This is a genomic window from Pseudomonas sp. NY15364 (genome assembly GCF_048068235.1).
GTDB classification, from domain to species: Bacteria; Pseudomonadota; Gammaproteobacteria; order Pseudomonadales; family Pseudomonadaceae; genus Aquipseudomonas; species Aquipseudomonas mendocina_D.
On sequence record NZ_JBLUPX010000005.1, the window covers coordinates 61,039 to 85,981 of the forward strand.

A 24,943-nucleotide genomic window follows, 5' to 3' on the forward strand; every position below is an offset into this window, starting at 1 on the left:
CCTGAAAATTCGCTTGCAGTTTAGGCACCCGGAGCCCTACATCGAGTGACCTGCATCAAACCACGCGGCGCTTCAAACCGGCAGACTCGCCACATCATCACAACAAGGATAGAACCATGGCCCTGCTCACTTTTCTCGGTGCAATCCAACAAGTTACCGGCTCCTGCTACCTGGTGGAGAGTCGCGACGGGGCCAAGGTCCTGCTCGAATGCGGCATGCACCAGGGGCGCCGCCAGGAAGAGGACCAGAACCGCAGCGCCTTCCCCTTCGACCCGCGGGAGCTGGATGCGGTGGTGATCTCCCATGCCCACCTCGATCACAGCGGGCTGCTGCCACGCCTGGTCGCCGAGGGTTATCGCGGCCCGATCCACGCCACCGAGGCCAGCAGCGAACTGCTCGAACTGATGCTGCTGGATTCGGCCTTCCTCCAGGAGAAGGACGCCGAGTGGGAGAACCGCTGGCGTGCGCGCCAGGGCAAGCCGGCCATCACGCCGCTCTACACCATCGCCCATGCCGAGCAGGCGCTCAGCCAGCGCCGCGCGCATGCCTACGGCACAACGATCGAGGTGGCCAAGGGCGTGCAGGTCACCTTCCACAATGCCGGCCACATTCTCGGCTCGGCCATCGTCGAAATGCAGGTGCAGGATCACCACCTGCAGCGTCATCTGGTGTTCTCCGGCGACCTGGGCAATACCTGCTCGCCACTGATGCAGGCGCCGACCCAACTGAACAAGGCCGACGTACTGCTGATGGAGTCGACCTACGGCGACCGTGATCATCGCCCCAGTGACGAAACCCTGGAGGAGCTGGCCGAGATTCTGCAGCAGGCGCACAAGGAAGGTGGCAACGTGCTGATCCCCTCTTTCGCCGTCGGCCGCACCCAGGATCTGATCTACTACCTCGGCCGCTTCTATCAGGAAGGCCGCCTGCCGCAGCAGGCGGTATTCCTCGACAGCCCCATGGCCATCCGCGCCAATGCCATCTACAGCCGCTTCCATGATCAGTTCGCCGCCGAAGACCGCGCTGCACTGGCTGCCAAGGGTGTCACCCGGGTAGAGGACTGGCTACCGATCCTGCGCTGCACGCCAACGGCGGAAGAGTCCATGGCGATCAACCGGATCAAGAGCGGCGCGATCATCATTGCCGGCGCCGGCATGTGCAACGGCGGGCGTATCGTCCACCACTTCAAGCACAATCTGTGGCGCGAGAACTGCCATCTGGTGTTCCCCGGTTTCCAGGCCAAGGGCACGCTCGGCCGCCTGATCGTCGACGGCGCAGAAACGGTCAAAGTGCTGCACCAGCGCATTGCGGTGAAAGCCAGGGTGCACACGCTGGGCGGTTTTTCTGCGCACGCCGGTCAGTCGCAGCTGCTCGACTGGGCGAGCCAGTTCGAGCACCACCCCGAGCTGTACCTGGTGCACGGCGAACTGGATAAGATGCAGGCCCTGCAAGCCACCCTGCGCGAACGCCTGAACTGGATCGCCAACATTCCCGAACCCGGTGAGCAGATCGCCCTGTAACCGGCGCTTACGAAAAGCAGGCAGCGAAACGGCAACCTGGCTGTGGCAAGCGTCATGAAACGCCATAATCACTGAACCGGTACGGGCGCGAGCCGCATCAGCCTCTCGCCCGTCTCAGAACAGGAGAGCCTTCATGCCTTACGAAGCGGACGACTATCTGTCGCGCCACGTGCAAACCAGCGAAGTCGACCTGACCCGCAAGGTCGACGAACTGGTGGCACTGGCAGCCCCCGGCAACAGCCCGAACCTGCAGCTGTACCGGGAAATGCTCAGTACCGTGATCCATATGGCCCAGGCGGACCGCAACCGCTGGGACGCCAAGATCATGCTGCAGACCCTGCGCGAGATGGAAAATGCCTTCGGTGTACTGGAACAGCTCAAGCGTCGGCGCAAGGTCACCGTCTTCGGCTCGGCCCGCACGCCAGCCGATCATCCGCTGTACCTGCAGGCTCGTGAACTGGGCGCACGGTTGGCGCAGCGTGACCTGATGGTGATCACCGGCGCAGGCGGCGGCATCATGGCCGCCGCCCATGAAGGCGCCGGCGTGGACAACAGCCTGGGGTTCAACATCACCCTGCCCTTCGAACAAACGGCCAACTCGACGATGCGCGGCAGCAACCACCTGCTGTCATTCCATTTCTTCTTCCTGCGCAAGCTGTTCTTCGTCAAGGAGGCCGACGGTCTGGTGCTTTGCCCCGGCGGTTTCGGCACGCTCGACGAGGCGCTGGAAGTGCTGACCCTGATCCAGACAGGCAAAAGCCCGCTGGTACCGGTGGTATTGCTCGATCAGCCGGGTGGCAGCTACTGGAAGGACGCCCTGGGCTTCATGCGCCGCCAGCTTGAAGACAATGGCTACATCCTGCCCAGCGATCTGAACCTGATGCACCTGGTGTACAGCGCCGAAGAAGCGGTAGATGAAATCGTCCACTTCTATCGCAACTTCCACTCCAGCCGCTGGCTCAAGGATCGCTTCGTGATTCGTCTCAACCACCCGCTCAACGAGCAGACACTCGCTCGACTCGACGAGGAATTCAGCGGACTGTGCAAGAGCGGTGGTTTCACTCAGCAGCCCCATTGCGAGCTGGAAAACGACGAGCCCGAGCTGTGCCACCTAACGCGCCTGGCCTTTGCCTTCAACGGTCGTGACTATGGCCGCCTGCGTGCGCTGCTAGACGTGGTCAACGAGCCGGAGACCTGGGCAAGCTGAAGTAGCCCGGATGCAATCCGGGCTACGTGTTTGCCTCCCCCTCTCCCACTTGCAGGAGAGGGAGCAGGCCGTGCAAGGACAAGGCAAGTCGCTTGCCTAAGCAGGCGCTACAGCGTGTGAGTTGAAGCTGGTCGCTGCTCCTCTCAGGCGTTACCCGCGACCTTCATTCGCGCAGCCTGGGTGAAATCCAGCATACGCTTGAGCGGTTTGATCGCCTTGGGGATCAGTGCCGGATCAACATGAATCTCGCCAGACCCCTGACGCAAGCCGGTCAGCACGCGCTCCAGCGTATTCATCGCCATCCACGGGCAGTGCGCGCAGCTGCGGCAGGCGGCACCGTTACCGGCAGTTGGCGCCTCGATAAAGGTCTTGTCCGGGCACAGCTGCTGCATCTTGTAGAAGATGCCGCGGTCGGTGGCGACGATGAAGGTCGAGTTGGGCAGGGTCTGCGCCGCCTTGATCAACTGGCTGGTGGAACCCACGGCATCGGCCAGCTCCACCACGTTCTGCGGCGACTCCGGGTGCACCAGAATGGCGGCGTCCGGGTACAGGGCTTTCATGTCCAGCAGCTGCTTGGACTTGAACTCCTCGTGCACGATGCAGGCGCCGTCCCACAGCAGCATGTCGGCGCCGGTCTCGCGCTGGATGTAGTTGCCCAGATGCTTGTCTGGCGCCCAGATGATGGTCTCACCGTTGTCCATCAGACTCTCGACGATCTCCAACGCGCAGCTGGAGGTCACCACCCAGTCGGCGCGCGCCTTCACGGCGGCCGAGGTGTTGGCGTAAACCACCACGGTGCGCTCCGGGTGCTGGTCGCAGAAGGCCGAGAACTCATCCACCGGGCAGCCCAGGTCGAGCGAACAGGTCGCCTCCAGGGTCGGCATCAGCACGCGCTTTTCCGGGTTGAGGATCTTCGCCGTCTCGCCCATGAACTTGACCCCGGCTACCACCACAGTCTGTGCCGGGTGCTGATTGCCGAAGCGAGCCATTTCCAGGGAGTCGGAAACGCAGCCACCGGTTTCCTCAGCCAGCGCCTGGATGACCGGATCGCAGTAATAGTGCGCTACCAGCACCGCGTTCTGCTTCTTCAGCTCGGCGGCGATTTCACGGCGATAGAAAGCTTCCTCCTCGGCAGTCAGCGGTTTGGGCTGCTTTGCATCGAGGTGGGCCTGGACCAGAAGGCGTTCGGAAATTTGCGTCATATCATCGAACCTGCGGCGCTCTTGAGCGAGCTGCGAGTATACCCCCTGGCTGCCCATCGCCACAGGCAGGGCAACATCGGCAAGAGGGCTTTTCCGAGAGCAAAAAAAAGCCAGTCTTGCGACTGGCTTTTGCGATCTGGTGGGTCGTGTAGGATTCGAACCTACGACCAATTGGTTAAAAGCCAACTGCTCTACCAACTGAGCTAACGACCCAACGCGAGGCGCATGATACTGATTTAATTCAGGAAATCAACACTTCGCGAAAACTTTTTCACACATAGCGCGTAGCGTCAGGCACACCGGCTGCGGTGAAACCGGCTGCACGCAGGCGACAGCTGTCGCACTTGCCACATGCGCGGCCGTCATCATCGGCCTGGTAGCAAGATACCGTGAGTGCGTAATCCACGCCCAGGCGCATACCGGCCTGGATGATCTCGCCCTTGCTCATCTGCTGCAGCGGTGCGCGAATGACAAAGCCCTGCCCCTCCACACCCGCCTTGGTCGCCAGGTTGGCCATACGCTCGAAGGCGTCGACGAACTCGGGGCGGCAATCCGGGTAGCCCGAGTAATCCACCGCGTTGACGCCAATGAAGATATCGCGCGCCTCGAGCACCTCGGCCCAGCCCAACGCCAGCGCCAGGAACACCGTATTGCGTGCCGGCACGTAGGTGGCGGGAATACCTTCAGAGGGCGATTCGGGCACGGCAATGCTGCTATCGGTCAATGCCGAACCGCCGATGCCGTTAAGGTTCAGGCCGATCACCTTGTGCTCGACCACACCCAGCTGCCGCGCCACACGCTCGGCTGCCTGCAACTCGGCTCGATGGCGCTGCCCGTAATCGAAACTCATGCTGTAGCAGCTGTAGCCTTCGGCCTTGGCCATGGCGACCACGGTGGCCGAGTCCAGGCCACCGGAAAGGAGGATGACCGCTTTCTTCTCGTTCATATTCAGTGTCCCGGCTCGTCGTTCCAGAGAATCTTGTGCAGTTGCAGTTGCAGGCGTACTGGCAGGTTATCGGTCACTATCCAGTCGGCCAGCGCACGTGCATCGACCTGTTTGTGACTGGGCGAGAGCAGCACCTCGCCGGCACGCGCGGCCAGGTCATACTCGATCAGTTTGGATACTGCCCAGTCGTAGTCTTCACGCGAGCAGATGACGAACTTGACCTGGTCATTACGAGTCAGCCACTGGACATTCTCATAGCGATTGCGCTGCACTTCGGCAGAGCCCGGGGTCTTCAGGTCGAGCACCTTGCTGACGCGCGGATCGACTGCCGATACATCGAGCGCGCCACTGGTTTCCAGTGATACCTCGTAACCGGCATTGCACAGATGCGTGAGCAAGGGGATGCAGTTCGGCTGGGCCAGCGGCTCGCCGCCGGTTACGCACACGTAGCGCGGCCGATAGGCAGCCACTTGGTCGAGGATACTGCCCAGGGTGACGACCTCGCCGCCACTGAAGGCGTAGGCGGTATCACAGTACTGACAGCGCAGGGGACAGCCGGTCAGGCGCACGAATACCGTCGGCAAGCCGGCGGTACGCGTTTCCCCCTGCAACGAGTAGAAAATCTCGGTGATGCGCAGGGTTTCTTGCATGGTAGCCACGGGCGTGATGACGAAACAGGCCATCCGCCTCCGTTGCGTGAAAGACAGGAACGCCGGCGTCGACCGACATTCGACAAGGCATGGCGACAAGGACATCAGCCGAGCTGAAACCCCGCCTCGCATGCGAGCGCGCATTCTAATGGATCACGCGAAGCCAGATAAGAAAAACCCGCGACGGGCGCGGGTTTATTCATCGAGTGTCGATCTACAGCCGTTGCAGGTCGCGCTGAGCCAGCTGGGCGGCCGAGCTACCCGGGTACTGCGCGATGACTTGCTGAAGAATGCCACGAGCCTTGTCGTTGTGACCCAGGCGACGTTCGACATCGGCCAGCTTGAACAGTGAATCTGGCACCTTGGCGTGACTCGGATAAGCCTGGCTGACCTTGGCAAAGGCTTGACCGGCTGCCTGCAAGTCACCCTTGGCCAGATTCACCTCACCCAACCAATACTGGGCGTTACCCGCATATTGGCTGCTGGGATAACGGTTGAGAAAGGCGGTGAACGCCTGCGACGCCTTGTCGAAATCCTTGGCCTTGATCAGGTCGAAGGCGGCGTCGTAATAGAGTTTTTCCTTGGCCGGATCACCCGGCTCGGCACTGGCCTGCTGCTGTGCGGCAGGTGGCGTCGGGGTGCCATTGGCGTTTACCGCGCCATCGGCTGAATTCTGTGCGGGAGCTCCACCGGCAGCAGCACCGGAAGAAATGCGTTGATCCAGATCCTGGTAACGCTCCAGGCCTTCCTGCTTGAGGCGCTGGATTTCATTCTGCTGCTCTTCGACCATGCCCCGCAGTTGCGCAATTTCCTGCTGCATCTGCTCGAGTTGGTTGAACAGCATACCCTGCGCAGAAGCAGGTGCTTGCGCACCCGCTCCGGCGGAGGAGCCGGCCGTACCATAACCCGCCGGTGGATAGCTGCTGCCCTGTTGCATGGAGCTGCTTTCCAGTACGGGAACCTCCGCCATCGCCGCGAGCGGCAAGGCGAGTGTCAGAAGGGTCAGGATACGGCGGCAATCTCGCATGGCAGCTTACTTACGCAGCTCTACGCGACGGTTCTGAGCCCAGGACTGCTCGTCGTTGCCAGTGGCAACCGGACGCTCTTCGCCGTAGGAAACCAGTTCCAGCTGAGCCGGGGAAACGCCCTGCAGAACCAAGTAGCGTTGAACGGCCTTGGCACGACGCTCGCCCAGAGCCATGTTGTACTCACGGGTACCGCGCTCGTCAGCGTGGCCTTCCAGAACGACGCGAGCGCCGTTACCTTTCAGATCCTTGGCGTGTACGTCCAGAGCGCGCATGGCTTCGGCTTTCAGGTCGGAGCTGTCGTACTCGAAGTAGAAGGTGGTGATAGCGCGCAGAGCAGCTTCTTCGCTCAGGCTGCCATCAACAGCGCCAGTGTTGGCACCGTAGCCAGCGTTCGGGTCAACAGCGCCTTCGCCAGCAGCGTCGCCGCCTTTGGAGGAGCAACCTACAGCAACGGCGAGAGCCAGGGACAGTGCAGCGAACTTACCGAATTTCAGCATTTCCATCATATAACTCCTAATGAACCCCAGTTGTGTTAAGCAAAAAGGTGTAGCGCCGCATCAGTTCAGGTAAGGGGACCAAGAAGGCTCTCGAACTTCGCCTTGAGCGGTAGGAAGAGGGAGCCTCACACGTCCATTGGTGGACGCTAACATCAAGACTCCCCGGCCCTGCTGGCGGGTGGCGTAGATTAGCATGGTGCCATTGGGCGCAACAGTGGGCGACTCATCCAAACTTGTGTCTGAAAGTATGCGCAAACGGTTGGTTTCCAGGTCCTGTGCAGCCACCTTGAACACGGTAAAACCATCCTGGCGATGAATCATCACCAGGGTCTTCTCATCAGCCGACAATTTCGGGTTGGCGTTGTAGTTACCGACGAAGGTCACACGCTCCACTGCCCCGCTATTGATATTTGTCTTGTAGATCTGCGGACGTCCCGCACGATCCGAAGTGAAGTAAAGGGTCTGACCGTCCTTGCCCCAGAAGGGTTCGGTATCAATGGCGTAATGGTTGGTAATGCGGCGCATCTGCCGGCTGCCCATGTCCATCACATAGATTTCCGGGTTGCCATCGCGAGACAGCACGAAGGCCAGGCGGTTGCCGTCTGGCGACCACGCCGGCGCACCGTTGAGGCCTTCGAAGTTGGTGATTTGCTCACGACGACCGGTGTCGATGTGCTGCACGAAGATGCGCGGGCGACGCTGCTCGAACGACACGTAAGCGATACGGCGGCCATCCGGCGCGAACGACGGCGACAGGATCGGCTCACGCGATTGCAGCAGGGTTACCGCACGGGCACCGTCGTAGTCGGAGCGCTGCAGGGTGTAACGGGTGTTGTTGGTGCCCATGCGCTCGGCAGTGACGTACAGCAGGCGCGTGGAGAATGCTCCCTTGACGCCGGTGAGCTTCTCGAACGACTGATCGGCGATATGGTGCGCCATGTCGCGCAACTGATCGGTACCACCACCGACATTACCGGTCATAACCTGCTGCTCGGTGTTGACGTTGAACAGCGCGTACTGAATCTGCAACCGGCCACCGTTGGGCACGATGTTACCGACCAGCACGTACTGGGCGCCCAGTGCTTTCCAGTCACGGTAAATGACTTCGCTGGCCTGGGTCGGCAAGCTGATCATGTTCTGCCGCGGGATGGGCTCGAAGTAGCCGGAGTTGCGCAGGTCGTTGCCGATGATCTGCGACATGTCCTCGGGCAGCACCGAACCACCCTGCCAGCCGAACGGCACGACGGCGATGGGGGTCGCACGGTCAGCGCCTTGGGAAATCACCAGCGGATCGGCCGCCTGGACACTTCCGACCAGCATGACCAGCCCCAGCAGGGCGATACGAATCAGGGTATTCACAGAGCTCAATCCTCCGGTTTGAAAATGACACGACGCTGCCTGTACCGACTGTCGAAGGTAGCGCGATCCAATTGTTGCATCTCGGGAATACGCCCGACGTTACGTACAGCTGCAACGGCCGAGTTGTCGAACGGCGCATCGCCACTGGAGCGCGATACACTGGCGTTGGTCACGGTGCCGTCGGGCAGCATCTGGATCAACAACTCGACACTCATGCCACGGCGCGCCGACATCGGTCGCTGCCAGTTCTCGGTAATCAGCTTGATGATCAGATCATCGAGGTTACCGGCCACCTGATCCCCATGGGTTTCGGCCAGCGCCTGCTGGTTCTGTACGTTGTCCGACAGCAACTCGGCCAACGCTGCCGCTTTCTGGTCTTCGGCCGCCTTGCGTCGGGCATCTTCAGCCTTGCGCTTGGCATCCTCGGCAGCCTTCTTCTTAGCAGCTTCGGCAGCAGCCTTTTTCTTCGCCTCTTCAGCCGCTTTCTTTTTCGCTTCCTCGGCAGCCTTCTTCTTGGCGTCCTCTGCGGCTTTCTTCTTCGCCTCTTCCTCGGCGCGCTTCTTGGCGATATCGGCCTGGCGCTTCTGCTCAGCGGCCTTCTCGGCTTCGGCTTTCTTCGCCGCTTCGGCCTTTCGAGCTTCTTCGGCTTGCTTTTGTTCCTCGGCTTTCTTGGCCGCGGCTACCTTCTGCGCTTCGGCCTGGGCCTGCTTCTGCTCTTCGGCTTTCTTCTGTTCCAGTCTTTCGGTCTCGAACTGCGGCGCCGAAGTCTTCTGCGCTTCACCCGCAACCTTCTGCGTGGTTTGCGTAGTGGCCTGACTCTGCGACTGCAATTGATACAGCGTAGCCTGTACCACCGGGCGCGCCGGCGGCAGTTCCGGGGTGAAGGCGAAGCTGACGAACAGCATGGCGAACATCAGGACGTGCAGACCTACAGCCCAGACGATAGGCCAGAAGTAGCTTTCCGATTGCGAACGCTCGGCTTGCTGCATCAGGGAGCCTCGGTAATCAATCCGACGTTACCGACGTCGGCCTGCTGCAAGCCGCCCATGGCAGCCATCACGGTGCCATAGTCCACCGATTTGTCGCCGCGCACGAACACCTGCACCTGCTTACCCTGACGGCGGTTCTCGGCAATGATCGCCGACACGGCCTGAGTCATCTGCTCGAGGGTCGAAGCACGCTCCTGCTCGGTATCGACGTCGACCTCGCTGCCCATATTCCAGTAGTAGGTCTTGTCGGCCTTGATGGAAATGGTCAACACCTGAGCGTCGTTGTCCTGCGGCAGCGCTTCACTGCTGACCTTGGGCAGATCGACCTTGACGCCCTGATTAAGCATCGGCGCGGTGACCATGAAGATGACCAGCAGTACCAACATCACGTCGATGTAGGGCACCACGTTCATCTCGGCGACCGGTTTGCGTCTGTTGCGAATTCTCGCCATGGTTAAAACCTGTCCTCTTCGCTCGCCTTAGTCTTCCGAGGTGTGCACTTTACGGTGCAGGATGGCCTGGAACTCGTCGGCGAAGGTGTAGTAACGACCGATCAGCATCTCGCCACGGGCCGAGAAACGGTTGTAGGCGATGACCGCCGGGATTGCTGCGAACAGGCCGATGGCGGTAGCGATCAGCGCTTCTGCAATGCCCGGTGCCACGGTAGCCAGAGTGGCTTGCTGCACCTGAGCCAGACCGCGGAAGGAGTTCATGATGCCCCATACGGTGCCGAACAGGCCGATATAGGGGCTGGTGGAACCGACGGTTGCCAGGAACGGCAGAGCGGTCTCCAATTTTTCCTCTTCACGGGAGATAGCCACGCGCATGGCACGGGCCACGCCGTCCATCACCGCATCCGGGTCGACGCCCTGCTGCTGACGCAGACGGGAGAACTCCTTGAAGCCGGCACGGAAGATCTGCTCCAGACCGGAATCCGGATCGGGGTTGCTGCCGGCCTGGCGATACAGTTTGGACAGGTCGATGCCGGACCAGAAGCGGTCCTCGAAATTGTCCAGCGCGCGCTTGGCGGCGCGGATGGCATTACTGCGCTGGAAGATCATCACCCAGGAAATGACCGAGGCGGCCACCAGAGTCAGCATGACCAGCTGAACCACAAAGCTGGCGTTACTGATCAGACTCCACATCGACATATGGTCAACGGCGTTAGCTTCCACGCTTACTCTCCTGCTGCAATTAAACCCGGCGCCTGCGTCCCGGCGAACGCATGTCGCAGGGTTTCGGGGATAGCCCGGGGTTTCAAGTTGTCGGCGCGCACACAGGCCACCAGAAACTGCCCTTCGCAGAGCAGCACATCATCCGTAGCCCGCCTGACCTGTTGACGAAAGCGCAGGCTGGCACGGTTCAATTCGATCACATCGGCGCTGATCACCAGCTCATCATCCAGTCGCGCCGGCGCGTGGTAACGCGCTTCGGTCGAGTGCACGACGAACAACAGGCCCTCACCGGCAAGCGTCGACTGGGCATAACCCAGCTCACGCAGGCGCTCGGTGCGAGCCCGCTCCATGAATTTGAGATAGTTGACGTAGTAGACGATGCCGCCTGCATCGGTGTCTTCGTAATAGACCCGGCAATGGTGGCTGAACGGCTGGACTCCGTTTTGCGCGCGCATACTCTAGTCCCCGGCCTGCTGCTTGCCAATCCGGGCTGGTAACAATTTTTTCGTCATTCGTCACCTGCCGCGAAAAGATCGCCAGCGACCTGCTCGCCAGCGCGCTTGGGGATGTTCAGCCCGAAGTGCAGATAGGCATGACGAGTGACCACGCGCCCGCGCGGCGTGCGCATCATGTAACCCTGCTGAATCAGATAGGGTTCGAGCACGTCCTCGATGGTATGGCGCTCTTCACCTATCGCTGCCGCCAGGCTATCGAGCCCCACCGGACCGCCGTCGAACTTCTCGATCATGGCCAGCAGCAAGCGGCGATCGGAATGATCGAAACCGCGTTCGTCGATATCCAGCAAATTCAGCGCCTGATCGGCGATCAACTGCGTGATATGGCCGTTACCACGCACTTCGGCGAAGTCGCGCACACGGCGCAACAGACGGTTGGCGATACGTGGGGTGCCACGCGCACGACGGGCTATCTCATAGGCGCCCTTGGCTTCGATAGGCAGGCCGAGAATCCCCGCAGAGCGCGAGACGATAGTGGCCAAGTCGTCGATACCGTAGAACTCCAGGCGCTGGACGATACCGAAGCGGTCCCGCAGCGGATTGGTCAGCATGCCGGCACGGGTGGTGGCGCCAACCAGGGTGAAGGGTGGCAGATCCAGCTTGATCGAGCGGGCCGCTGGGCCTTCGCCAATCATGATGTCGAGCTGGAAATCCTCCATCGCCGGATACAGCACTTCTTCGACCACTGGCGACAGGCGGTGAATCTCGTCGATGAACAGTACATCGCCGCTTTCCAGATTGGTCAGCAGCGCAGCCAGATCGCCCGGGCGTTCGAGCACCGGGCCGGAGGTGCTCTTGATCGAGCTGCCCATTTCTTCAGCGATGATATTGGCCAGGGTGGTCTTGCCCAGCCCTGGCGGGCCGAAGATCAGCGTGTGGTCAAGCGCTTCGGCCCTACCCCGCGCGGCCTGAATGAACAGCGCCATCTGTTCACGCACGACGGGCTGACCGATGTAATCGGCCAGGCGCAGCGGGCGAATGGCCCGGTCCTGCTGTTCTTCGCGCTCACGTGGGCTGGCGGTAATCAGGCGATCGGCTTCGATCATCAATAGGGTTCCACTAAACCATGCCGCGCAGGGCGCGCCGGATCAAATCTTCACTGTTCATGCCATCTTCCTTGACGGCAGCAACGGCTCGACTGGCTTCCTGCGGTTTGTAACCGAGGGAGATCAGGGCGCTGACGGCGTCATTCTCCGCGCTTGAGACTGCCTGAGCCAGTTGAGGTTCAACCACCAAGGGCGCAATGGACGGGATCGACTCCCAGGCCTTGAAGCGATCCTTGAGCTCGACCAGCAGGCGCTCTGCGGTTTTCTTGCCGACTCCAGGCACCTTGACCAGCGCCGCGGTGTCCTGAGCCTGTACGCAACGCACCAACTCATCCACCTCCAGCCCCGACATCAATGCAAGCGCCAGCTTGGGGCCGACACCATTGAGACGAATCAGCTCGCGAAACAGCTCACGCTCGCGCTTTTCGAAGAAGCCATACAACAAATGCGCATCTTCACGCACGACAAGGTGGGCATGCAGGGTTACCGGCTCGCCCACCGCAGGCAGACGATAAAGGGTCGTCATCGGTACTTCCAGCTCATAACCGACGCCATTCACATCCAGAAGCAAATGCGGCGGCTGCTTCTCCGCCAGGGTGCCGCGCAAACGTCCGATCACCGCTGTTTCCTTTGATTCGATTACAAACGAAGGCGACCACCGCGCCGCTTGGCGCCGGCCAGCCCATGAGGAATGAGACTCTGTCGATGGTGCGCATGGCACAAGGCGATACCCAGGGCATCGGAAGCGTCGATCTGCGGCTTCTGCACCAGTTTGAGCAGGTGCATGACCATCATCTGCACCTGCTGCTTGTCCGCTGCCCCGGTGCCGACCACAGCCTGCTTGACCTGAGTGGCGGTGTATTCGCTGATTTCCAGCCCAGCCTCCACTGCGGCGACGATAGCGGCACCTCGCGCCTGTCCCAACTTGAGCGCCGAGTCGGCATTGCGCGCCATGAACACCTGCTCAATGCCCATGGTCACCGGGCCATGGGTGCGAATAACTTCGCTGACGCCGCGAAAGACGATCTGCAGGCGCTCGGCCAGCGGCCCGTTGCCGGTACGAATGCAACCCGACGCCACGTACTCGCAACCGCGCCCGGTATCACGCACCACGCCATAGCCGGTAATACGCGAACCCGGGTCGATGCCTAGAATCAGGGTCATATCAGCAACTGTCTATTTATCCAGTTGGTGAGTATACGGAGGTCCTAATGCGCCGTCACTCGTGACGCACTGGTGAAACCAGAGAAAACCGCAGGCTGGGCTGGGCGGTGATCCGCTTCAGCCCAACATGTAGCGCGCCCCTGGCGTGCTGAGGCCCACCCTACGCATCCGGCGATAAGCTGCTTAGCTCAGCTGCTCCATGATCTCGTCGGCCACTTCGGCGTTGTGGTAGACGTTCTGCACATCGTCCAGATCTTCGAGCATGTCGATCAGCTTGAATACCTTCTGCGCGGTTTCCAGATCGGCGATCGGCGCACTGATCGAAGGGATCATGGCGATTTCCGCTTCCTCGGCCTTGAAACCAGCTGCGCTCAGCGCTTCGTTGACGGCATGAAACTCGGTGAAGCTGGTCGACACCAGGCCTGAACCGTCTTCGCCCATTTCCACGTCGTCAGCACCAGCCTCCAACGCAGCCTCCATCAGGGCATCCTCATCGACGCCCGGCGCGAAGCCGATCTGACCCTTGCGGTCGAACATGTAGGCGACCGAACCATCAGTGCCCAGGTTGCCACCGCACTTGGTAAAGGCATGGCGCACTTCGGCGGCAGTACGATTGCGGTTATCGGTCATCACCTCGACGATGATCGCCACGCCGCTTGGCGCGTAACCTTCGTAACTGAACTCGACGACGTTGTCGGCCTCGTTGTTGCCGGCACCGCGAGCGATGGCGCGGTCGATCACGTCACGCGACATGTTATTGGTCAGCGCCTTGTCCACGGCCAGGCGCAGACGCGGGTTGTCCGCCGGGATCGGGCCACCATGCTTGGCCGCGACCGTCAGCTCACGAATCAGCTTGGTGAAGATCTTGCCGCGCTTGGCGTCTTGACGCCCTTTGCGGTGCTTGATGTTGGCCCATTTGGAATGACCAGCCATAACTCACTCCATCTATAAGGTTTCACGATTACCAGGGCGTAAGTGCTTGAGTCTCTGCGCCCCATAACGAAGAAGCCTGGAATCTCCAGGCTTCTCGGGCAGGCTTATTCGGCCTTGGGTTGCTCGCGCAGGCGAATGTGCAGCTCGCGCAGCGACTTGTTGTCGACGATACCCGGCGCCTGAGTCATGACACAGGCCGCGCTCTGGGTTTTCGGGAAGGCAATCACTTCGCGGATCGACTGTGCGCCAGTCATCAGCATCACCAGGCGATCCAGGCCAAAGGCCAGACCACCATGGGGCGGCGCGCCGTACTTGAGGGCATCGAGGAGGAAGCCGAACTTCTCCTGCTGCTCCTCTTCGCTGATGCCGAGCACGCGGAACACGGTCTGCTGCATGGCCTTGTCGTGGATACGGATCGAACCGCCACCCAACTCGGTGCCGTTGAGCACCATGTCATAGGCACGCGACAACGCGGCGGCCGGGTTGGCTTCCAGTTCCTCGGGGCTGCAGCTCGGCGAGGTGAATGGGTGGTGCATAGCGGTCAGGCTGCCGTCGTCGTTTTCCTCGAACATCGGGAAGTCGACGACCCACAGCGGCGCCCACTCAGAGGTCAGCAGGTTCAGATCATGACCCAGCTTGATACGCAGCGCGCCCAGGGCCTCGCTGACGATCTTGGCCTTGTCGGCGCCGAAGAACACGATATCGCCATCGACAGCGCCAACGCGATCGAGGATGACATTGATGTTGTCCAGCGGGATGTTCTTGACGATCGGCGACTGCAAACCGTCAACGCCAGCAGCACGCTCGTTGACCTTGATGTAGGCCAGGCCCTTGGCACCGTAGATGCCGACGAATTTGGTGTAGTCGTCGATCTGCTTGCGCGGCATGCTCGCCCCGCCCGGAACGCGCAGCGCGGTGACGCGGCATTTCGGGTCGTTGGCCGGGCCGGCGAAGACCTTGAATTCGACGTCCTTGAGCTGATCTTCCACATCCACCAGTTCCAGCGGAATGCGCAGGTCCGGTTTGTCCGAACCAAAGCGGCGCATGGCTTCGGCCAGGGTCATGTGTGGCAGTTCGCCGAATTCGACGTCCAGCACTTCCTTGAACAGGTTGCGCACCATGGTCTCGGTGATGTCCATGATGTCTTTTTCATCGAGGAAGCTGGTCTCGATGTCGATCTGGGTGAATTCCGGCTGGCGGTCGGCACGCAGGTCTTCGTCGCGGAAGCACTTGGCGATCTGGTAGTAACGATCGAAGCCCGCGACCATCAACAACTGCTTGAACAGCTGCGGCGACTGCGGCAGGGCGAAGAAACTGCCGGCGTGGGTGCGGCTCGGTACCAGATAGTCGCGCGCACCTTCAGGAGTAGCGCGGGTCAGGATCGGCGTTTCGACGTCAAGGAAGCCGTTGTCGTCGAGGTAGCGACGGATGCTCGAAGTGATGCGCGAGCGCAGCTTGAGCTTCTCGGCCATTTCCGGACGACGCAGATCGATGAAGCGATAGCGCAGGCGGGTTTCTTCACCGACGTCGGTGTATTCGTTGAGCGGGAACGGCGGGGTTTCCGCCTCATTGAGCACTTCCAGCTCGTAGCCCAGCACTTCGATGGCACCGCTGGCCATGTTGGCGTTGCGCGCGCCTTCCGGACGCAGGCGCACCTTGCCGGTGATCTTGACTACATATTCGCTACGTACACGGTCGGCCTTGGCGAAGGTCTCGGCACGATCAGGATCGAATACCACCTGAGCCAGGCCTTCACGATCACGGATATCGAGGAAAATCACCCCGCCATGGTCACGGCGACGGTGTACCCAGCCGCAAAGGGTGATTTCCTGGCCATCCAGGCTCTCGTTCAACTGGCCGCAATAGTGGCTGCGCATCATGATCGTGTTTCGCTTCTCTGAGGTCTTGGATAGGTCAGGCAGCCCCCAACGCCCTGGGCAGGAGCTACACCGCAGCGAACGTCCAACCGCACGCCGCGCTTCGATAAAGAGCGGGATTATATAGCGTAAATCGTCATGACGCAGCCGCCCGGCAGATGCCTTCTATAAATGAAGAGCGCCTCTCGCCTAGAGAAAGACCATGGACCAAGCCCCTCGCAACGAGCAGCCCCAGCGCTCTGCAGGAGGATTTACGCCCTGCCCCAGCCAAGCAGTTTCAGCGCAGCAAGCATTTTGCCGCACACAAGATTGACGCCCAGCCAGGGACAAGCTTTATTGGCCCCAGCTGAACCGTCCGCTATCAATAGCCTCTAATCATCGCTTTCATTGATATAAGCCAAGATCACCCCGACGCCCTGCGTGTTAAGCTCTCGTCAACATTTCGGGATAGACACCCTGGGCTCACCTGAAAGGAGAAAAGCCATGGAAATCAATATCGGAATCGCCGAACAGGATCGCGCCGCCATCGCCGAAGGTCTCTCGCGCCTGCTGGCTGACACCTACACCCTGTATCTGAAGACCCATAACTTCCACTGGAACGTCACCGGTCCGATGTTCAACACCCTGCACCTGATGTTCGAAGGTCAGTACACCGAGCTGGCGCTCGCGGTTGACGCTATCGCCGAACGGATCCGGGCACTGGGCTTCCCGGCGCCGGGCACCTACGCCGCCTACGCCCGCCTGTCCTCGATCAAGGAAGAGGAAGGCGTACCCAGCGCCGACGATATGATCAAGCAGTTGGTACAAGGCCAAGAGGCTGTCGTACGCACTGCGCGCGGCATTTTCCCGCTACTGGACAAGGTCAGCGACGAGCCGACTGCCGACCTGCTGACCCAACGCATGCAGGTGCACGAGAAAACTGCGTGGATGCTGCGCAGCCTGCTCGCTGCTTGAGATGCTCAGAGGCCCGGTAATCCGGGCCTTTTCTTAGGCATGCAGCCCTGCCCTGATCTATGCTCTGGCCAATCGTCATTGAGTTTCCGACATTCATGAGCCAGCCAGCCAAACCGCCCAGCATCATCGACTTGTACCCGGAGGAAACCCGCGAAGCGGCGGAACTCCTGAAGCAAGCCGTGCCATTGATGATGCGTCACGACATCCCACCAAACCCGGTGCACTATGCGCTGTGGTACACCTACAGCAGAGGCAGTGAACCCGAGCTCAACCGCCGCCTGGACAAGGTGGTCGAAGACTTCGACGTGTTCCCGCCGGAAACCGCCAGCCGGCTGTTCCGCGACTACATTATCCGCGGCGAGCTGGAAGTAGCTCGCGCAGGCCAGCAGCAGGTAATCGAGCTGGTCGATGACATCGAAGGCGACGTCTCACGCAGCGTGATCGGCGGCCAGCATTACCAGCAGAGCCTGAGCCATGGCCTGAGCGCACTGCAGGAGCCCATCATCGATGACCTACCCAGCGTGCTCAGCGAACTGCAGGAAAGCACCCAGCTGATGCAGGACCAGCAGGAAAAATTCCTCTATCGCCTGCGCTCCGCACAGCAAGAAATCACTCACCTGCGCAGCCAGTTGGAGCGCGCCCATCTTGCGGCAACGCTCGACAGCCTGACCCGCGTATTCAACCGCCATGCCTTTACCCGCTTACTGGAACGCGCACTGGACGAATCACAACAGGGCCTGGCTCTGGTGATTCTGGATATCGACCATTTCAAACAGTTCAACGACCAGTACGGCCACCCACTGGGTGACCGCGTACTGCAACACGTCGGACAATTATTGCGCGATCTGCTGCCACCGCAGGCCTTTGCCGCACGCTACGGTGGCGAAGAGTTCTGCGTGGTGCTGCGCAACTGCGCCAACCTCAATGAGGTTCTCAATTTCGCTGAGCAACTGCGCCACAAGATTCAGTCGCTGAGAATCAAGGTCAGGCGCACAGACCAGGTCCTGGACAGCATCACGGCCTCCTTCGGCTGCGCCATGGCCGCCGAAGGCGACACATTCGAATCGCTGCTCACCCGCGCCGATGACGCCCTCTATCAGGCCAAACGCGCCGGGCGCAATCAGGTTCACCCGATTACCAGCGAAACGATGCTAAGCGCTTGATTTGAGAAGCCCTCGGCTTTGCTGTTAAATAGCCTCGCGCGCCGCGTTACCATCCTGCGGCGCCACCAACCTTGTTTACAGGCGCGCCACGGCCGTTCAGCTGGCCATTAGCAACGTGCGCTCTCTCCGTAGCACCGTGAGTCATCATTCGATCAGTGAGTTCATCAAAGATGTTGAAGATTGCCCATCTCGTGACAGGGTTCGCCGCCCTACTGCTGTCTGCCGTACCCGGTTTGTCCACTTCCTTTCTTACCACGCCGGATGCCATCTATCTGGCCCTGACCGGCTTGCTCAACCTGCTTGCCGCATCGCAGCAACAGACTCTCCCCACCGCTCGCCAACAACTACTGGGGCTGTCCTCGGCTCTATTGATATTGGCTGCCGTGGTACAGAGCTTGATCCTGCTTGCCCCGCTGCCCAGCATCGGCAGCCAGCCCGCCATCTGGCTGCCGCTGCTGACCCTGGTTATCGCCGTGGCGCTGAGCCTCGCAGCACAACTGAGCAGGCAGCCGCGTAGCGCAGAGCAACGCCCGGCCGCACCACAAGCTAGCGCCAGCACCAGCGCTCCCCAGGATGATCGCGAGACCGGCACGGTCAAGTGGTTCAATACCTCCAAGGGCTTCGGCTTCATTTCCCGCGACTCGGGTGACGATATCTTCGTTCACTTTCGCGCCATTCGTGGCGAGGGCCACCGCGTCCTGGTCGAAGGCCAACGCGTGGAGTTCTCGGTCATGCAGCGCGACAAAGGTCTGCAGGCGGAAGACGTGATCGCAGCAGCCCCTTCGCGGCGCTGAGCGGTACGCAAAGAAAAGCCCGGGAAACCGGGCTTTTTCATATCAGTAGTGCGGCGGCGGCGCTTCGTCTTCGGCAATACCCGCCTGGCCACTCAGCTCTTCCTGGCGTCGCGCCAGAACAGTCAACTGCAACTGCATCCGCTCGATGCGCTTGCTCTGCTCAACCAGTTCATCGTTAAGCGCCTGAATGGTGTCATCCTGAAAAGCCAGACGACTCTCCAGCTCCATGATTCGCGATTCGAGGCTCATGCAAAGGCTCCGGCGAACTGAAAGTCCTCAGCCAACACCGAGCGCAGCTTATCGACGACCTGACCCGCCTGCTGCTCACTGTAAGGCTGCGCCGGATGCCGCCCCCATACCGGAGCAGGCCAGGAAGCATCCTCCCGCCGACGCACGATCACATGCATATGTAACTGACTGACGACATTGCCAAGCGTGGCGACGTTCATCTTGTCGGCCGCAAAGATGTCCTTCAGCGTTTCGGCCAGAAGCGTGGTTTCCTGCCACAGTTGTCGCTGATCATCAGCGTCTAGCTGAAACAACTCACTGACCTCCTCACGCCGAGGAACAAGGATGAACCAAGGGTAATTGGCGTCATTCATCAGCAGCAAACCACACAGGGGAAAGTCCCCGATCACCAGACAATCCTGCTGAAGGCGTGAATCCAGAGCGAACATGACGATCCTCCTTATTAATAGAGCGTAACCCCAGAGGGAGGGGAGCAATGGCGCGCAGCATACGCTGGCTCAGCCGAGAGTTCACCCGACGACCACGCACCAACCCAAGGCAGCTTGAACACATACGCACCGTAGGCGTGCACCATTTTGTTTCTTCCCGTAATGGACAATGCCAAGCGTTACCGGTTAATGCGCAGGCAATAAGCTAACGGCACCTGCTGACAGCTAACCGCAGGCCTCGACAACCCCTGACGAATCAGCACCAAAAGCAGCGCCGGCGCTACCACGAGCGCTGCCCTGCGCCTAAAAATCAAGGTTTTAGCAAGACAAGCAGGTTTTGAGCACGACTTTTGCTAACTGTAAAAGCAATGCCCGGCAAGCCGTGCAGTCGATCAATCAAGCGGTCCCAGGCCCCTCAGAACCGCAAAAGCGTCGGTGCGACGAGACGCAAGTGCAGAACTATAGATTTGCGACATTTTTCTTCACGCGATGCGACACAAGCATGAACGAAGTCGTAACGAATAGACTGCAACTATCGCCAATATTGGCTGCGTGCTATAAGTTATCGCCGACACAAAAAGAAAGAGCTGTCCATATAACAAAACAGTGGGCAGCGCAACTCTTCTAAACCCAAGGAGCAATCACGATGCAAGTGATGAAGTGGAGCGTAATCGCCCTGGCAGTAGCCGCGGGCACCAGCCAAATGGCCGTGGCGTCCAGCCAGTCCGAGTCCAACGGCTTTATCGAAGACAGCAGTTTCAACATCTTCAATCGCGTTCTGTACATGAACCGCGATTTCCGTAATGGTCCGAACGGCGCAAGCACCTCCGCCAACCCGGCTGGCTACCGTGAAGAAACCGGCCTGGGCATCCGCCTGCTGTACGAGTCCGGCTTCACCCAAGGCACTGTAGGCGTCGGCGTGGACGCTCACTCGCTGAGCAGCATCAAGATCGACAGCGGTCGTGGTCGCTACGGCACTGGCCAGTTCGCTCAGACTGACGACGGTCGTGGCGATGACACCCAGAGCGAAGTTGGCGGCGCCATCAAGTTCCGTATCTCGGACACCGTACTCAAATACGGTAACCAGTTCGTTGCCAGCCCCGTATTCTCCACCGACGACAGCCGCATCCTGCCGGAAGTCGCTACCGGTACTTACCTGGTCAGCAACGAAATCGACGGCCTGGAGCTGAGCGCTGGTCGCTTCACCGCCATGAGCAGCCAGACCGGAACCAGCCGCGACGATATCAATGGTAAGGGCGAAGCTGGCCTGAAGTATGCCAATATCGTGGGCGCTTCCTACTCCTTCACCGACGACCTGAGCGCAGCTTTCCACGCATCCGATGTGGAAGATTACTGGAAAAAGTACTACGGCAACGTCAACTACAACTTGGCGCTGGCTGAAGAACAAGCTCTGAACTTCGACTTCAATATCTACAAGACCGACTATGACAAGCAGTACACCAACACTGCTAGCGACGAAGACAACACCATCTGGAGCCTTGCAGGTGCCTACTCGCTGGGCGCTCACACCTTCACCCTGGCCCACCAACGTGCGTCCGGCGACCGTGGTTACGACTACGGTGTAGACGGTGGCGGCACCATTTGGCTGGCCAACTCGGTTCAGTACTCCGACTTCAACCAGAAAGACGAGAAATCCTGGCAAGCTCGCTACGACATCAACATGGCATCCTACGGCGTACCGGGCCTGAGCTTCATGACCCGCTACATCCGTGGTACTGCTGCTGATAGCTACACCGAGCGCGAGCTGGATATCGAAGCCAAGTACGTGATCCAGGAAGGTGCGGCCAAGGATCTGTCCTTCCGTATTCGTAACGCCTTCTACCGCGACAACGCTCAAGGCGACGTGAACGACTTCCGCCTGATCGTCGAATACCCGCTGAGCGTTCTGTAACTTCAGCGCTACTCGATAGCGGTATAAAAGAAACCCGGCCCAGGCCGGGTTTCTTTATTTAAGTCTCGGTACTTTAAAGGGGCAAAGCATAAGTCCCCGTCACATGTGCCACCAATTCACTCTCATTACCAAGCGAATATAACGAGACTTCGCAAACTGCCTGGCGCCGGCTCAAGCGCAGTATTCGCGCCTCTGCCAACAAATCCACCGGTTTGGGTTTGACCAGAAAGTTGATATTGAGATTGGACGTCACTGCCATCTCCACGCGGCCGAGACGCCCCAGCACCACCGCATACATCGCCGCATCTCCCAACGCCATGATGGTCGGTCCGGAAAGCGTGCCGCCCGGACGCACCAATTTGGCATGAAAAGGCACGCGTGCCAGCACACCCTCCTCGTCCAGCCGGTCGATCCGCAGATCGATATCCTCGGCCATCGGCAGCCCCATACGAATCAGGTTCTGAACCTCAAGTGCAGTCAATCCCACTCTTTACTCCTCCCGGCACGCGCAGTAGCACTTTCGCGCCTGCGCCCGTCCTGTACGCCACTGTATAGGCACCGTACAATGCCGGCCTACTCCAAGCCCTCGCAACCGACAGAACGGCCAAACATGCGTACCAGTCAGTTCCTGCTCTCGACCCTGAAAGAAACCCCCTCCGATGCCGTGGTGATCAGCCACCAGCTGATGCTGCGTGCCGGCATGATCCGCAAGCTGGCCTCCGGCCTGTACACCTGGCTGCCGATGGGCCTGCGCGTGCTGCGCAAGGTCGAGACCGTGGTGCGCGAAGAAATGAACGCAGCCGGCGCACTGGAAGTGCTGATGCCAGCCATCCAGCCTGCCGAACTGTGGCAAGAGTCCGGTCGCTGGGTGCAGTACGGCCCCGAGCTGCTGCGGGTAAAGGATCGTCATGATCGTGAGTTCTGCGTCGGCCCGACCCACGAAGAAGTGATCACCGATCTGGCCCGCAACGAGCTGAACAGCTACAAACAGCTGCCGATCAACATGTACCAGATCCAGACCAAGTTCCGTGACGAGATCCGTCCGCGCTTCGGCCTGATGCGTGGCCGCGAGTTCATCATGAAGGACGCCTACTCCTTCCATGCCGACCAGGCTTCCCTGCAGGAAACCTATGACCGCATGCACCAGGCCTACTGCAACGTATTCAGCCGCCTGGGCCTGAACTTCCGCCCGGTACAGGCCGATACCGGCTCCATCGGCGGCACCGGCTCGCACGAATTCCACGTACTGGCCGACTCCGGCGAAGACGATATCGCCTTCAGCAATGTCTCCGACTACGCTGCTAACATCGAGAAGGCCGAAGCCATCCCGCGTGAGACAGCGCGCGGCGCGGCGACCGAAGACATGCGCCTGGTCGATACGCCCGACACCAAGACCATCGACGCACTGGTTCAGGGTTTTGGCCTGGCCATCGAGAAGACCATCAAGACCCTGGTGGTGCAAGCTGCCGAGGAAGGCAAGCTGATCGCCCTGATCGTGCGTGGCGACCACGAACTGAACGAGATCAAGGCCGCCAACCTGGAACAGGTGGCCAGCCCGCTACAGATGGCCAGCGAAACCGAGATTCGCGCAGCCATCGGCGCCGGCCCCGGCTCGCTGGGCCCGGTCAACCTGCCGATTCCCTGCATCATCGACCGCAGCGTAGCGCTGATGAGCGATTTCGCCGCAGGTGCCAACATCGAAGACAAGCACTATTTCGGCGTCAACTGGGAGCGTGACCTGCCGCTGCCTGAGGTTGCCGACCTGCGCAATGTCGTCGCTGGCGACCCTAGCCCGGATGGCCAGGGCACCCTGGAAATCAAGCGCGGCATCGAAGTCGGTCACATCTTCCAGCTCGGCACCAAGTACAGCGAGGCCATGAACTGCCAGGTGCTCGGCGAGAACGGCAAGCCGGTGACCCTGACCATGGGCTGCTACGGCATCGGTGTATCGCGCGTGGTGGCTGCTGCCATCGAGCAGAACTTCGACGAGCGCGGCATTCGCTGGAACGACGCACTGGCGCCCTTCCAGATCGCCCTGGTGCCGCTGCGCTATGAAACCGAGCAGGTTCGCGAAGCCACCGACAAGCTGTATGCCGAGCTGACTGCCGCCGGTTACGAAGTGCTGCTGGATGATCGCGACAAGAAAACCAGCCCCGGCATCAAGTTCGCCGACATGGAGCTGATCGGCATTCCGCACCGCGTGGTCGTCAGCGACCGTGGCCTGGCCGAGGGTAACCTCGAGTACAAGAGCCGCGCCGAAACCGAAGCGCAAGCGGTGCCGCTGGCCGACATTCTGTCCTTCCTGCAAGCCCGTATCAGCCGCTGATAACGCCTTACCGAGACATCATGCACACGAGCAACAACCTTCGCCTCATCGGCGCCGCCCTGTGCGGCGCCCTCTTTCTCAGCGGCTGCGCCAACCAGCTGCCGCAGCGTAGCGAGCATGAGGAGCGCGTCGAGCGCAAGCTGCTGGATCACCAACTGCAGATCGATGCCGGCGAACCCAAGGTTCTGGAGCTACCGCAGCGCCGCGTGCGTGTGCATGACCAGAAGAGCTACGAGGTCACAGCTTTCGAAGTGACCCGTCGTTACGACCGCTACACGCCTTACCAACCCTGGCGCGAGATCTATGAAGTGCCGATGGGGGCAGTCGCGGTGGTGGCCGGCGTGGGCGCCAACATACTCAACGTGGTGTTGCTCGGCAGCCTGCCGGAAACCGCGACCCGTGACTGGATCAGCTACGGCATGGCCGGCCTCAACCCGTTCATGAACGTCGAGTCCAACGGCCGCGCGGAACAGAACCTGGCAAGTATCGATGAGCTGCAGCGCGACCGTCGCATGGAATACACCAACCTGCCCTGGTCCGAGCGTCCTGTGCAGGTCAAGGCAGGTGATCAGCAGTTCGAGCTGCTCACCGACAGCAGCGGCGTGCTGCGCCTCAATCTGCTGGACAGCCCCTTCACCGAACAAGACATCACGCGCCTGAACACACTGCAGCTAAGCGTCGAAGACCGCCTCGGTGACGATGTCGCACGCGCCGAAACGACCCTCATGGTCAGTCACACCTTGCGCGGCAAGCTGCGTGAAGCGCATGACCTGATCTTCGACGACCTCGAGGGAGACGACGTCGCCCAGTGGGTACACCGGGTCAAGCGCCTCTCCGATCTTGGCCTGGAGGAGGAAGCCAGCGAGCTGGAACAGAGCCTGATCGAGCTGACGCGCAACGATCCCGAATTGCAGGACGCCTTCCTCAAGGCTCTGCTCAAGGACGCCGGACGCTTGGCCGCCGATCCGGCCAACTGATTCCGAACGACACGCCTCGGCCGATTGGTCAG

25 protein-coding genes, 1 tRNA gene and 2 pseudogenes are annotated in these 24,943 nt (G+C 60.5%); 9 read left to right on the forward strand and 19 right to left on the reverse strand.

Annotated elements, in window-relative coordinates; genetic code table 11:
* The first annotated feature begins 116 nt into the window (after positions 1 to 116).
* Positions 117 to 1,520 (forward strand): MBL fold metallo-hydrolase RNA specificity domain-containing protein, encoded by a 1,404-nt coding sequence (locus tag ACNFCJ_RS06265; RefSeq protein ID WP_416770422.1) that lies wholly within the window; start codon positions 117 to 119, stop codon positions 1,518 to 1,520.
* Between the two features lie 133 nt (positions 1,521 to 1,653).
* A complete protein-coding gene (locus ACNFCJ_RS06270) occupies positions 1,654 to 2,727 on the forward strand; it encodes an LOG family protein (protein WP_416770423.1) in 1,074 nt (357 codons plus the stop codon).
* 143 nt (positions 2,728 to 2,870) lie between these two features.
* On the opposite strand, the gene nadA is transcribed toward ACNFCJ_RS06270, so the two are convergent.
* From nadA to aspS, 16 genes are all read right to left on the reverse strand, one after another.
* Positions 2,871 to 3,929 carry a quinolinate synthase NadA gene (nadA, locus tag ACNFCJ_RS06275; protein WP_003241694.1) on the reverse strand — a complete coding sequence of 353 codons (1,059 nt, stop codon included), beginning with the start codon at positions 3,927 to 3,929 and terminating at the stop codon, positions 2,871 to 2,873.
* A 137-nt stretch (positions 3,930 to 4,066) separates the two neighbouring features.
* A tRNA-Lys gene (locus ACNFCJ_RS06280) sits at positions 4,067 to 4,142 on the reverse strand.
* Positions 4,143 to 4,200: 58 nt separating this feature from the next.
* Positions 4,201 to 4,875 (reverse strand): 7-cyano-7-deazaguanine synthase QueC, encoded by a 675-nt coding sequence (queC, locus tag ACNFCJ_RS06285; RefSeq protein WP_416770425.1) that lies wholly within the window; start codon positions 4,873 to 4,875, stop codon positions 4,201 to 4,203.
* Positions 4,876 to 4,877: 2 nt separating this feature from the next.
* A complete protein-coding gene (gene queE, locus ACNFCJ_RS06290) occupies positions 4,878 to 5,525 on the reverse strand; it encodes a 7-carboxy-7-deazaguanine synthase QueE (protein ID WP_416770427.1) in 648 nt (215 codons plus the stop codon).
* Between the two features lie 214 nt (positions 5,526 to 5,739).
* The gene (gene ybgF, locus ACNFCJ_RS06295; RefSeq protein WP_416770428.1) at positions 5,740 to 6,552 is read right to left on the reverse strand and encodes a tol-pal system protein YbgF; all 813 of its coding nucleotides are present in this window, start codon (positions 6,550 to 6,552) and stop codon (positions 5,740 to 5,742) included.
* Positions 6,553 to 6,558: 6 nt separating this feature from the next.
* A complete protein-coding gene (gene pal, locus ACNFCJ_RS06300) occupies positions 6,559 to 7,056 on the reverse strand; it encodes a peptidoglycan-associated lipoprotein Pal (RefSeq protein WP_003241687.1) in 498 nt (165 codons plus the stop codon).
* Between the two features lie 54 nt (positions 7,057 to 7,110).
* Positions 7,111 to 8,409: a Tol-Pal system beta propeller repeat protein TolB gene (gene tolB / locus ACNFCJ_RS06305; RefSeq protein ID WP_099522199.1), complete on the reverse strand. Its 1,299-nt coding sequence runs from the start codon at positions 8,407 to 8,409 to the stop codon at positions 7,111 to 7,113.
* A gap of 5 nt (positions 8,410 to 8,414) precedes the next feature.
* Positions 8,415 to 9,401, reverse strand: a complete 987-nt coding sequence (gene tolA / locus ACNFCJ_RS06310) for a cell envelope integrity protein TolA (RefSeq protein ID WP_143506076.1) — start codon at positions 9,399 to 9,401, stop codon at positions 8,415 to 8,417.
* Positions 9,398 to 9,850: a protein TolR gene (gene tolR / locus ACNFCJ_RS06315; RefSeq protein WP_125879513.1), complete on the reverse strand. Its 453-nt coding sequence runs from the start codon at positions 9,848 to 9,850 to the stop codon at positions 9,398 to 9,400. Before tolR ends, tolA begins: the two co-directional genes overlap by 4 nt.
* A 27-nt stretch (positions 9,851 to 9,877) precedes the next feature.
* On the reverse strand, positions 9,878 to 10,573 hold the full coding sequence (gene tolQ / locus ACNFCJ_RS06320) for a protein TolQ (protein WP_106733080.1): 696 nt from the start codon (positions 10,571 to 10,573) through the stop codon (positions 9,878 to 9,880).
* A gap of 2 nt (positions 10,574 to 10,575) precedes the next feature.
* Positions 10,576 to 11,028, reverse strand: coding sequence for a tol-pal system-associated acyl-CoA thioesterase (gene ybgC / locus ACNFCJ_RS06325; RefSeq protein WP_416770430.1), 453 nt, complete (start codon positions 11,026 to 11,028; stop codon positions 10,576 to 10,578).
* 53 nt (positions 11,029 to 11,081) lie between these two features.
* The gene (gene ruvB, locus ACNFCJ_RS06330; RefSeq protein ID WP_106733081.1) at positions 11,082 to 12,134 is read right to left on the reverse strand and encodes a Holliday junction branch migration DNA helicase RuvB; all 1,053 of its coding nucleotides are present in this window, start codon (positions 12,132 to 12,134) and stop codon (positions 11,082 to 11,084) included.
* 13 nt (positions 12,135 to 12,147) lie between these two features.
* Positions 12,148 to 12,753 (reverse strand): Holliday junction branch migration protein RuvA, encoded by a 606-nt coding sequence (ruvA, locus tag ACNFCJ_RS06335; protein ID WP_143506074.1) that lies wholly within the window; start codon positions 12,751 to 12,753, stop codon positions 12,148 to 12,150.
* Positions 12,754 to 12,773: 20 nt separating this feature from the next.
* The gene (ruvC, locus tag ACNFCJ_RS06340) at positions 12,774 to 13,298 is read right to left on the reverse strand and encodes a crossover junction endodeoxyribonuclease RuvC (RefSeq protein WP_072422771.1); all 525 of its coding nucleotides are present in this window, start codon (positions 13,296 to 13,298) and stop codon (positions 12,774 to 12,776) included.
* A 183-nt stretch (positions 13,299 to 13,481) separates the two neighbouring features.
* Positions 13,482 to 14,231 (reverse strand): YebC/PmpR family DNA-binding transcriptional regulator, encoded by a 750-nt coding sequence (locus ACNFCJ_RS06345; protein WP_416770432.1) that lies wholly within the window; start codon positions 14,229 to 14,231, stop codon positions 13,482 to 13,484.
* 104 nt (positions 14,232 to 14,335) lie between these two features.
* Complete coding sequence (gene aspS, locus ACNFCJ_RS06350) at positions 14,336 to 16,111, reverse strand: aspartate--tRNA ligase (protein WP_416770433.1); 1,776 nt, start codon at positions 16,109 to 16,111, stop codon at positions 14,336 to 14,338.
* A 480-nt stretch (positions 16,112 to 16,591) separates the two neighbouring features.
* On the opposite strand from aspS, the gene ACNFCJ_RS06355 reads away from it, so the two are divergent.
* The 4 genes and pseudogenes from ACNFCJ_RS06355 to ACNFCJ_RS06370 form a co-directional block, all read left to right on the forward strand.
* Positions 16,592 to 17,062 (forward strand): Dps family protein, encoded by a 471-nt coding sequence (locus tag ACNFCJ_RS06355; RefSeq protein ID WP_013714439.1) that lies wholly within the window; start codon positions 16,592 to 16,594, stop codon positions 17,060 to 17,062.
* A gap of 95 nt (positions 17,063 to 17,157) precedes the next feature.
* Positions 17,158 to 18,225: a GGDEF domain-containing protein gene (locus ACNFCJ_RS06360; RefSeq protein ID WP_416770435.1), complete on the forward strand. Its 1,068-nt coding sequence runs from the start codon at positions 17,158 to 17,160 to the stop codon at positions 18,223 to 18,225.
* A 170-nt stretch (positions 18,226 to 18,395) separates the two neighbouring features.
* Positions 18,396 to 18,656 (forward strand): annotated as a pseudogene (locus ACNFCJ_RS06365) (cold shock domain-containing protein membrane protein); the annotation flags it as partial.
* Between the two features lie 144 nt (positions 18,657 to 18,800).
* Positions 18,801 to 19,019, forward strand: a pseudogene (locus ACNFCJ_RS06370) (cold-shock protein); the annotation flags it as partial.
* Between the two features lie 42 nt (positions 19,020 to 19,061).
* Here ACNFCJ_RS06370 and ACNFCJ_RS06375 read toward each other — a convergent pair.
* On the reverse strand, positions 19,062 to 19,268 hold the full coding sequence (locus ACNFCJ_RS06375) for a SlyX family protein (RefSeq protein WP_143506070.1): 207 nt from the start codon (positions 19,266 to 19,268) through the stop codon (positions 19,062 to 19,064).
* Complete coding sequence (locus ACNFCJ_RS06380) at positions 19,265 to 19,696, reverse strand: HIT family protein (RefSeq protein ID WP_416770437.1); 432 nt, start codon at positions 19,694 to 19,696, stop codon at positions 19,265 to 19,267. The genes ACNFCJ_RS06375 and ACNFCJ_RS06380 overlap by 4 nt, the downstream gene beginning before the upstream one ends.
* A 646-nt stretch (positions 19,697 to 20,342) precedes the next feature.
* On the opposite strand from ACNFCJ_RS06380, the gene ACNFCJ_RS06385 reads away from it, so the two are divergent.
* Positions 20,343 to 21,608, forward strand: coding sequence for an OprD family porin (locus ACNFCJ_RS06385; protein WP_143506068.1), 1,266 nt, complete (start codon positions 20,343 to 20,345; stop codon positions 21,606 to 21,608).
* A 73-nt stretch (positions 21,609 to 21,681) separates the two neighbouring features.
* On the opposite strand, the gene ACNFCJ_RS06390 is transcribed toward ACNFCJ_RS06385, so the two are convergent.
* The gene (locus tag ACNFCJ_RS06390; protein WP_143506130.1) at positions 21,682 to 22,089 is read right to left on the reverse strand and encodes a PaaI family thioesterase; all 408 of its coding nucleotides are present in this window, start codon (positions 22,087 to 22,089) and stop codon (positions 21,682 to 21,684) included.
* A 129-nt stretch (positions 22,090 to 22,218) separates the two neighbouring features.
* On the opposite strand from ACNFCJ_RS06390, the gene ACNFCJ_RS06395 reads away from it, so the two are divergent.
* Together ACNFCJ_RS06395 and ACNFCJ_RS06400 are read left to right on the forward strand one after the other, a co-directional pair.
* Positions 22,219 to 23,934 carry a proline--tRNA ligase gene (locus tag ACNFCJ_RS06395; protein ID WP_143506067.1) on the forward strand — a complete coding sequence of 572 codons (1,716 nt, stop codon included), beginning with the start codon at positions 22,219 to 22,221 and terminating at the stop codon, positions 23,932 to 23,934.
* Between the two features lie 20 nt (positions 23,935 to 23,954).
* Positions 23,955 to 24,911, forward strand: a complete 957-nt coding sequence (locus ACNFCJ_RS06400; protein WP_416770439.1) for a hypothetical protein — start codon at positions 23,955 to 23,957, stop codon at positions 24,909 to 24,911.
* The last annotated feature ends 32 nt before the right edge of the window (positions 24,912 to 24,943 follow it).

Excerpts from the sequence above, each read along its gene's own strand:
- tolR (WP_125879513.1), bottom strand. The coding sequence starts at position 9,850 with ATGGCGAGAATTCGCAACAGACGCAAACCGGTCGCCGAGATGAACGTG.
- ACNFCJ_RS06380 (WP_416770437.1), bottom strand. The coding sequence starts at position 19,696 with ATGTTCGCTCTGGATTCACGCCTTCAGCAGGATTGTCTGGTGATCGGG.
- ACNFCJ_RS06375 (WP_143506070.1), bottom strand. The coding sequence starts at position 19,268 with ATGAGCCTCGAATCGCGAATCATGGAGCTGGAGAGTCGTCTGGCTTTT.
- queE (WP_416770427.1), bottom strand. The coding sequence starts at position 5,525 with ATGCAAGAAACCCTGCGCATCACCGAGATTTTCTACTCGTTGCAGGGG.
- ruvB (WP_106733081.1), bottom strand. The coding sequence starts at position 12,134 with ATGATCGAAGCCGATCGCCTGATTACCGCCAGCCCACGTGAGCGCGAA.
- ACNFCJ_RS06355 (WP_013714439.1), top strand. The coding sequence starts at position 16,592 with ATGGAAATCAATATCGGAATCGCCGAACAGGATCGCGCCGCCATCGCC.
- ybgF (WP_416770428.1), bottom strand. The coding sequence starts at position 6,552 with ATGCGAGATTGCCGCCGTATCCTGACCCTTCTGACACTCGCCTTGCCG.
- ACNFCJ_RS06400 (WP_416770439.1), top strand. The coding sequence starts at position 23,955 with ATGCACACGAGCAACAACCTTCGCCTCATCGGCGCCGCCCTGTGCGGC.
- queC (WP_416770425.1), bottom strand. The coding sequence starts at position 4,875 with ATGAACGAGAAGAAAGCGGTCATCCTCCTTTCCGGTGGCCTGGACTCG.
- ACNFCJ_RS06385 (WP_143506068.1), top strand. The coding sequence starts at position 20,343 with ATGCAAGTGATGAAGTGGAGCGTAATCGCCCTGGCAGTAGCCGCGGGC.
- aspS (WP_416770433.1), bottom strand. The coding sequence starts at position 16,111 with ATGATGCGCAGCCACTATTGCGGCCAGTTGAACGAGAGCCTGGATGGC.
- nadA (WP_003241694.1), bottom strand. The coding sequence starts at position 3,929 with ATGACGCAAATTTCCGAACGCCTTCTGGTCCAGGCCCACCTCGATGCA.
- ACNFCJ_RS06360 (WP_416770435.1), top strand. The coding sequence starts at position 17,158 with ATGAGCCAGCCAGCCAAACCGCCCAGCATCATCGACTTGTACCCGGAG.
- ACNFCJ_RS06265 (WP_416770422.1), top strand. The coding sequence starts at position 117 with ATGGCCCTGCTCACTTTTCTCGGTGCAATCCAACAAGTTACCGGCTCC.
- ACNFCJ_RS06395 (WP_143506067.1), top strand. The coding sequence starts at position 22,219 with ATGCGTACCAGTCAGTTCCTGCTCTCGACCCTGAAAGAAACCCCCTCC.
- ybgC (WP_416770430.1), bottom strand. The coding sequence starts at position 11,028 with ATGCGCGCGCAAAACGGAGTCCAGCCGTTCAGCCACCATTGCCGGGTC.
- pal (WP_003241687.1), bottom strand. The coding sequence starts at position 7,056 with ATGGAAATGCTGAAATTCGGTAAGTTCGCTGCACTGTCCCTGGCTCTC.
- ACNFCJ_RS06345 (WP_416770432.1), bottom strand. The coding sequence starts at position 14,231 with ATGGCTGGTCATTCCAAATGGGCCAACATCAAGCACCGCAAAGGGCGT.
- ACNFCJ_RS06270 (WP_416770423.1), top strand. The coding sequence starts at position 1,654 with ATGCCTTACGAAGCGGACGACTATCTGTCGCGCCACGTGCAAACCAGC.
- ruvC (WP_072422771.1), bottom strand. The coding sequence starts at position 13,298 with ATGACCCTGATTCTAGGCATCGACCCGGGTTCGCGTATTACCGGCTAT.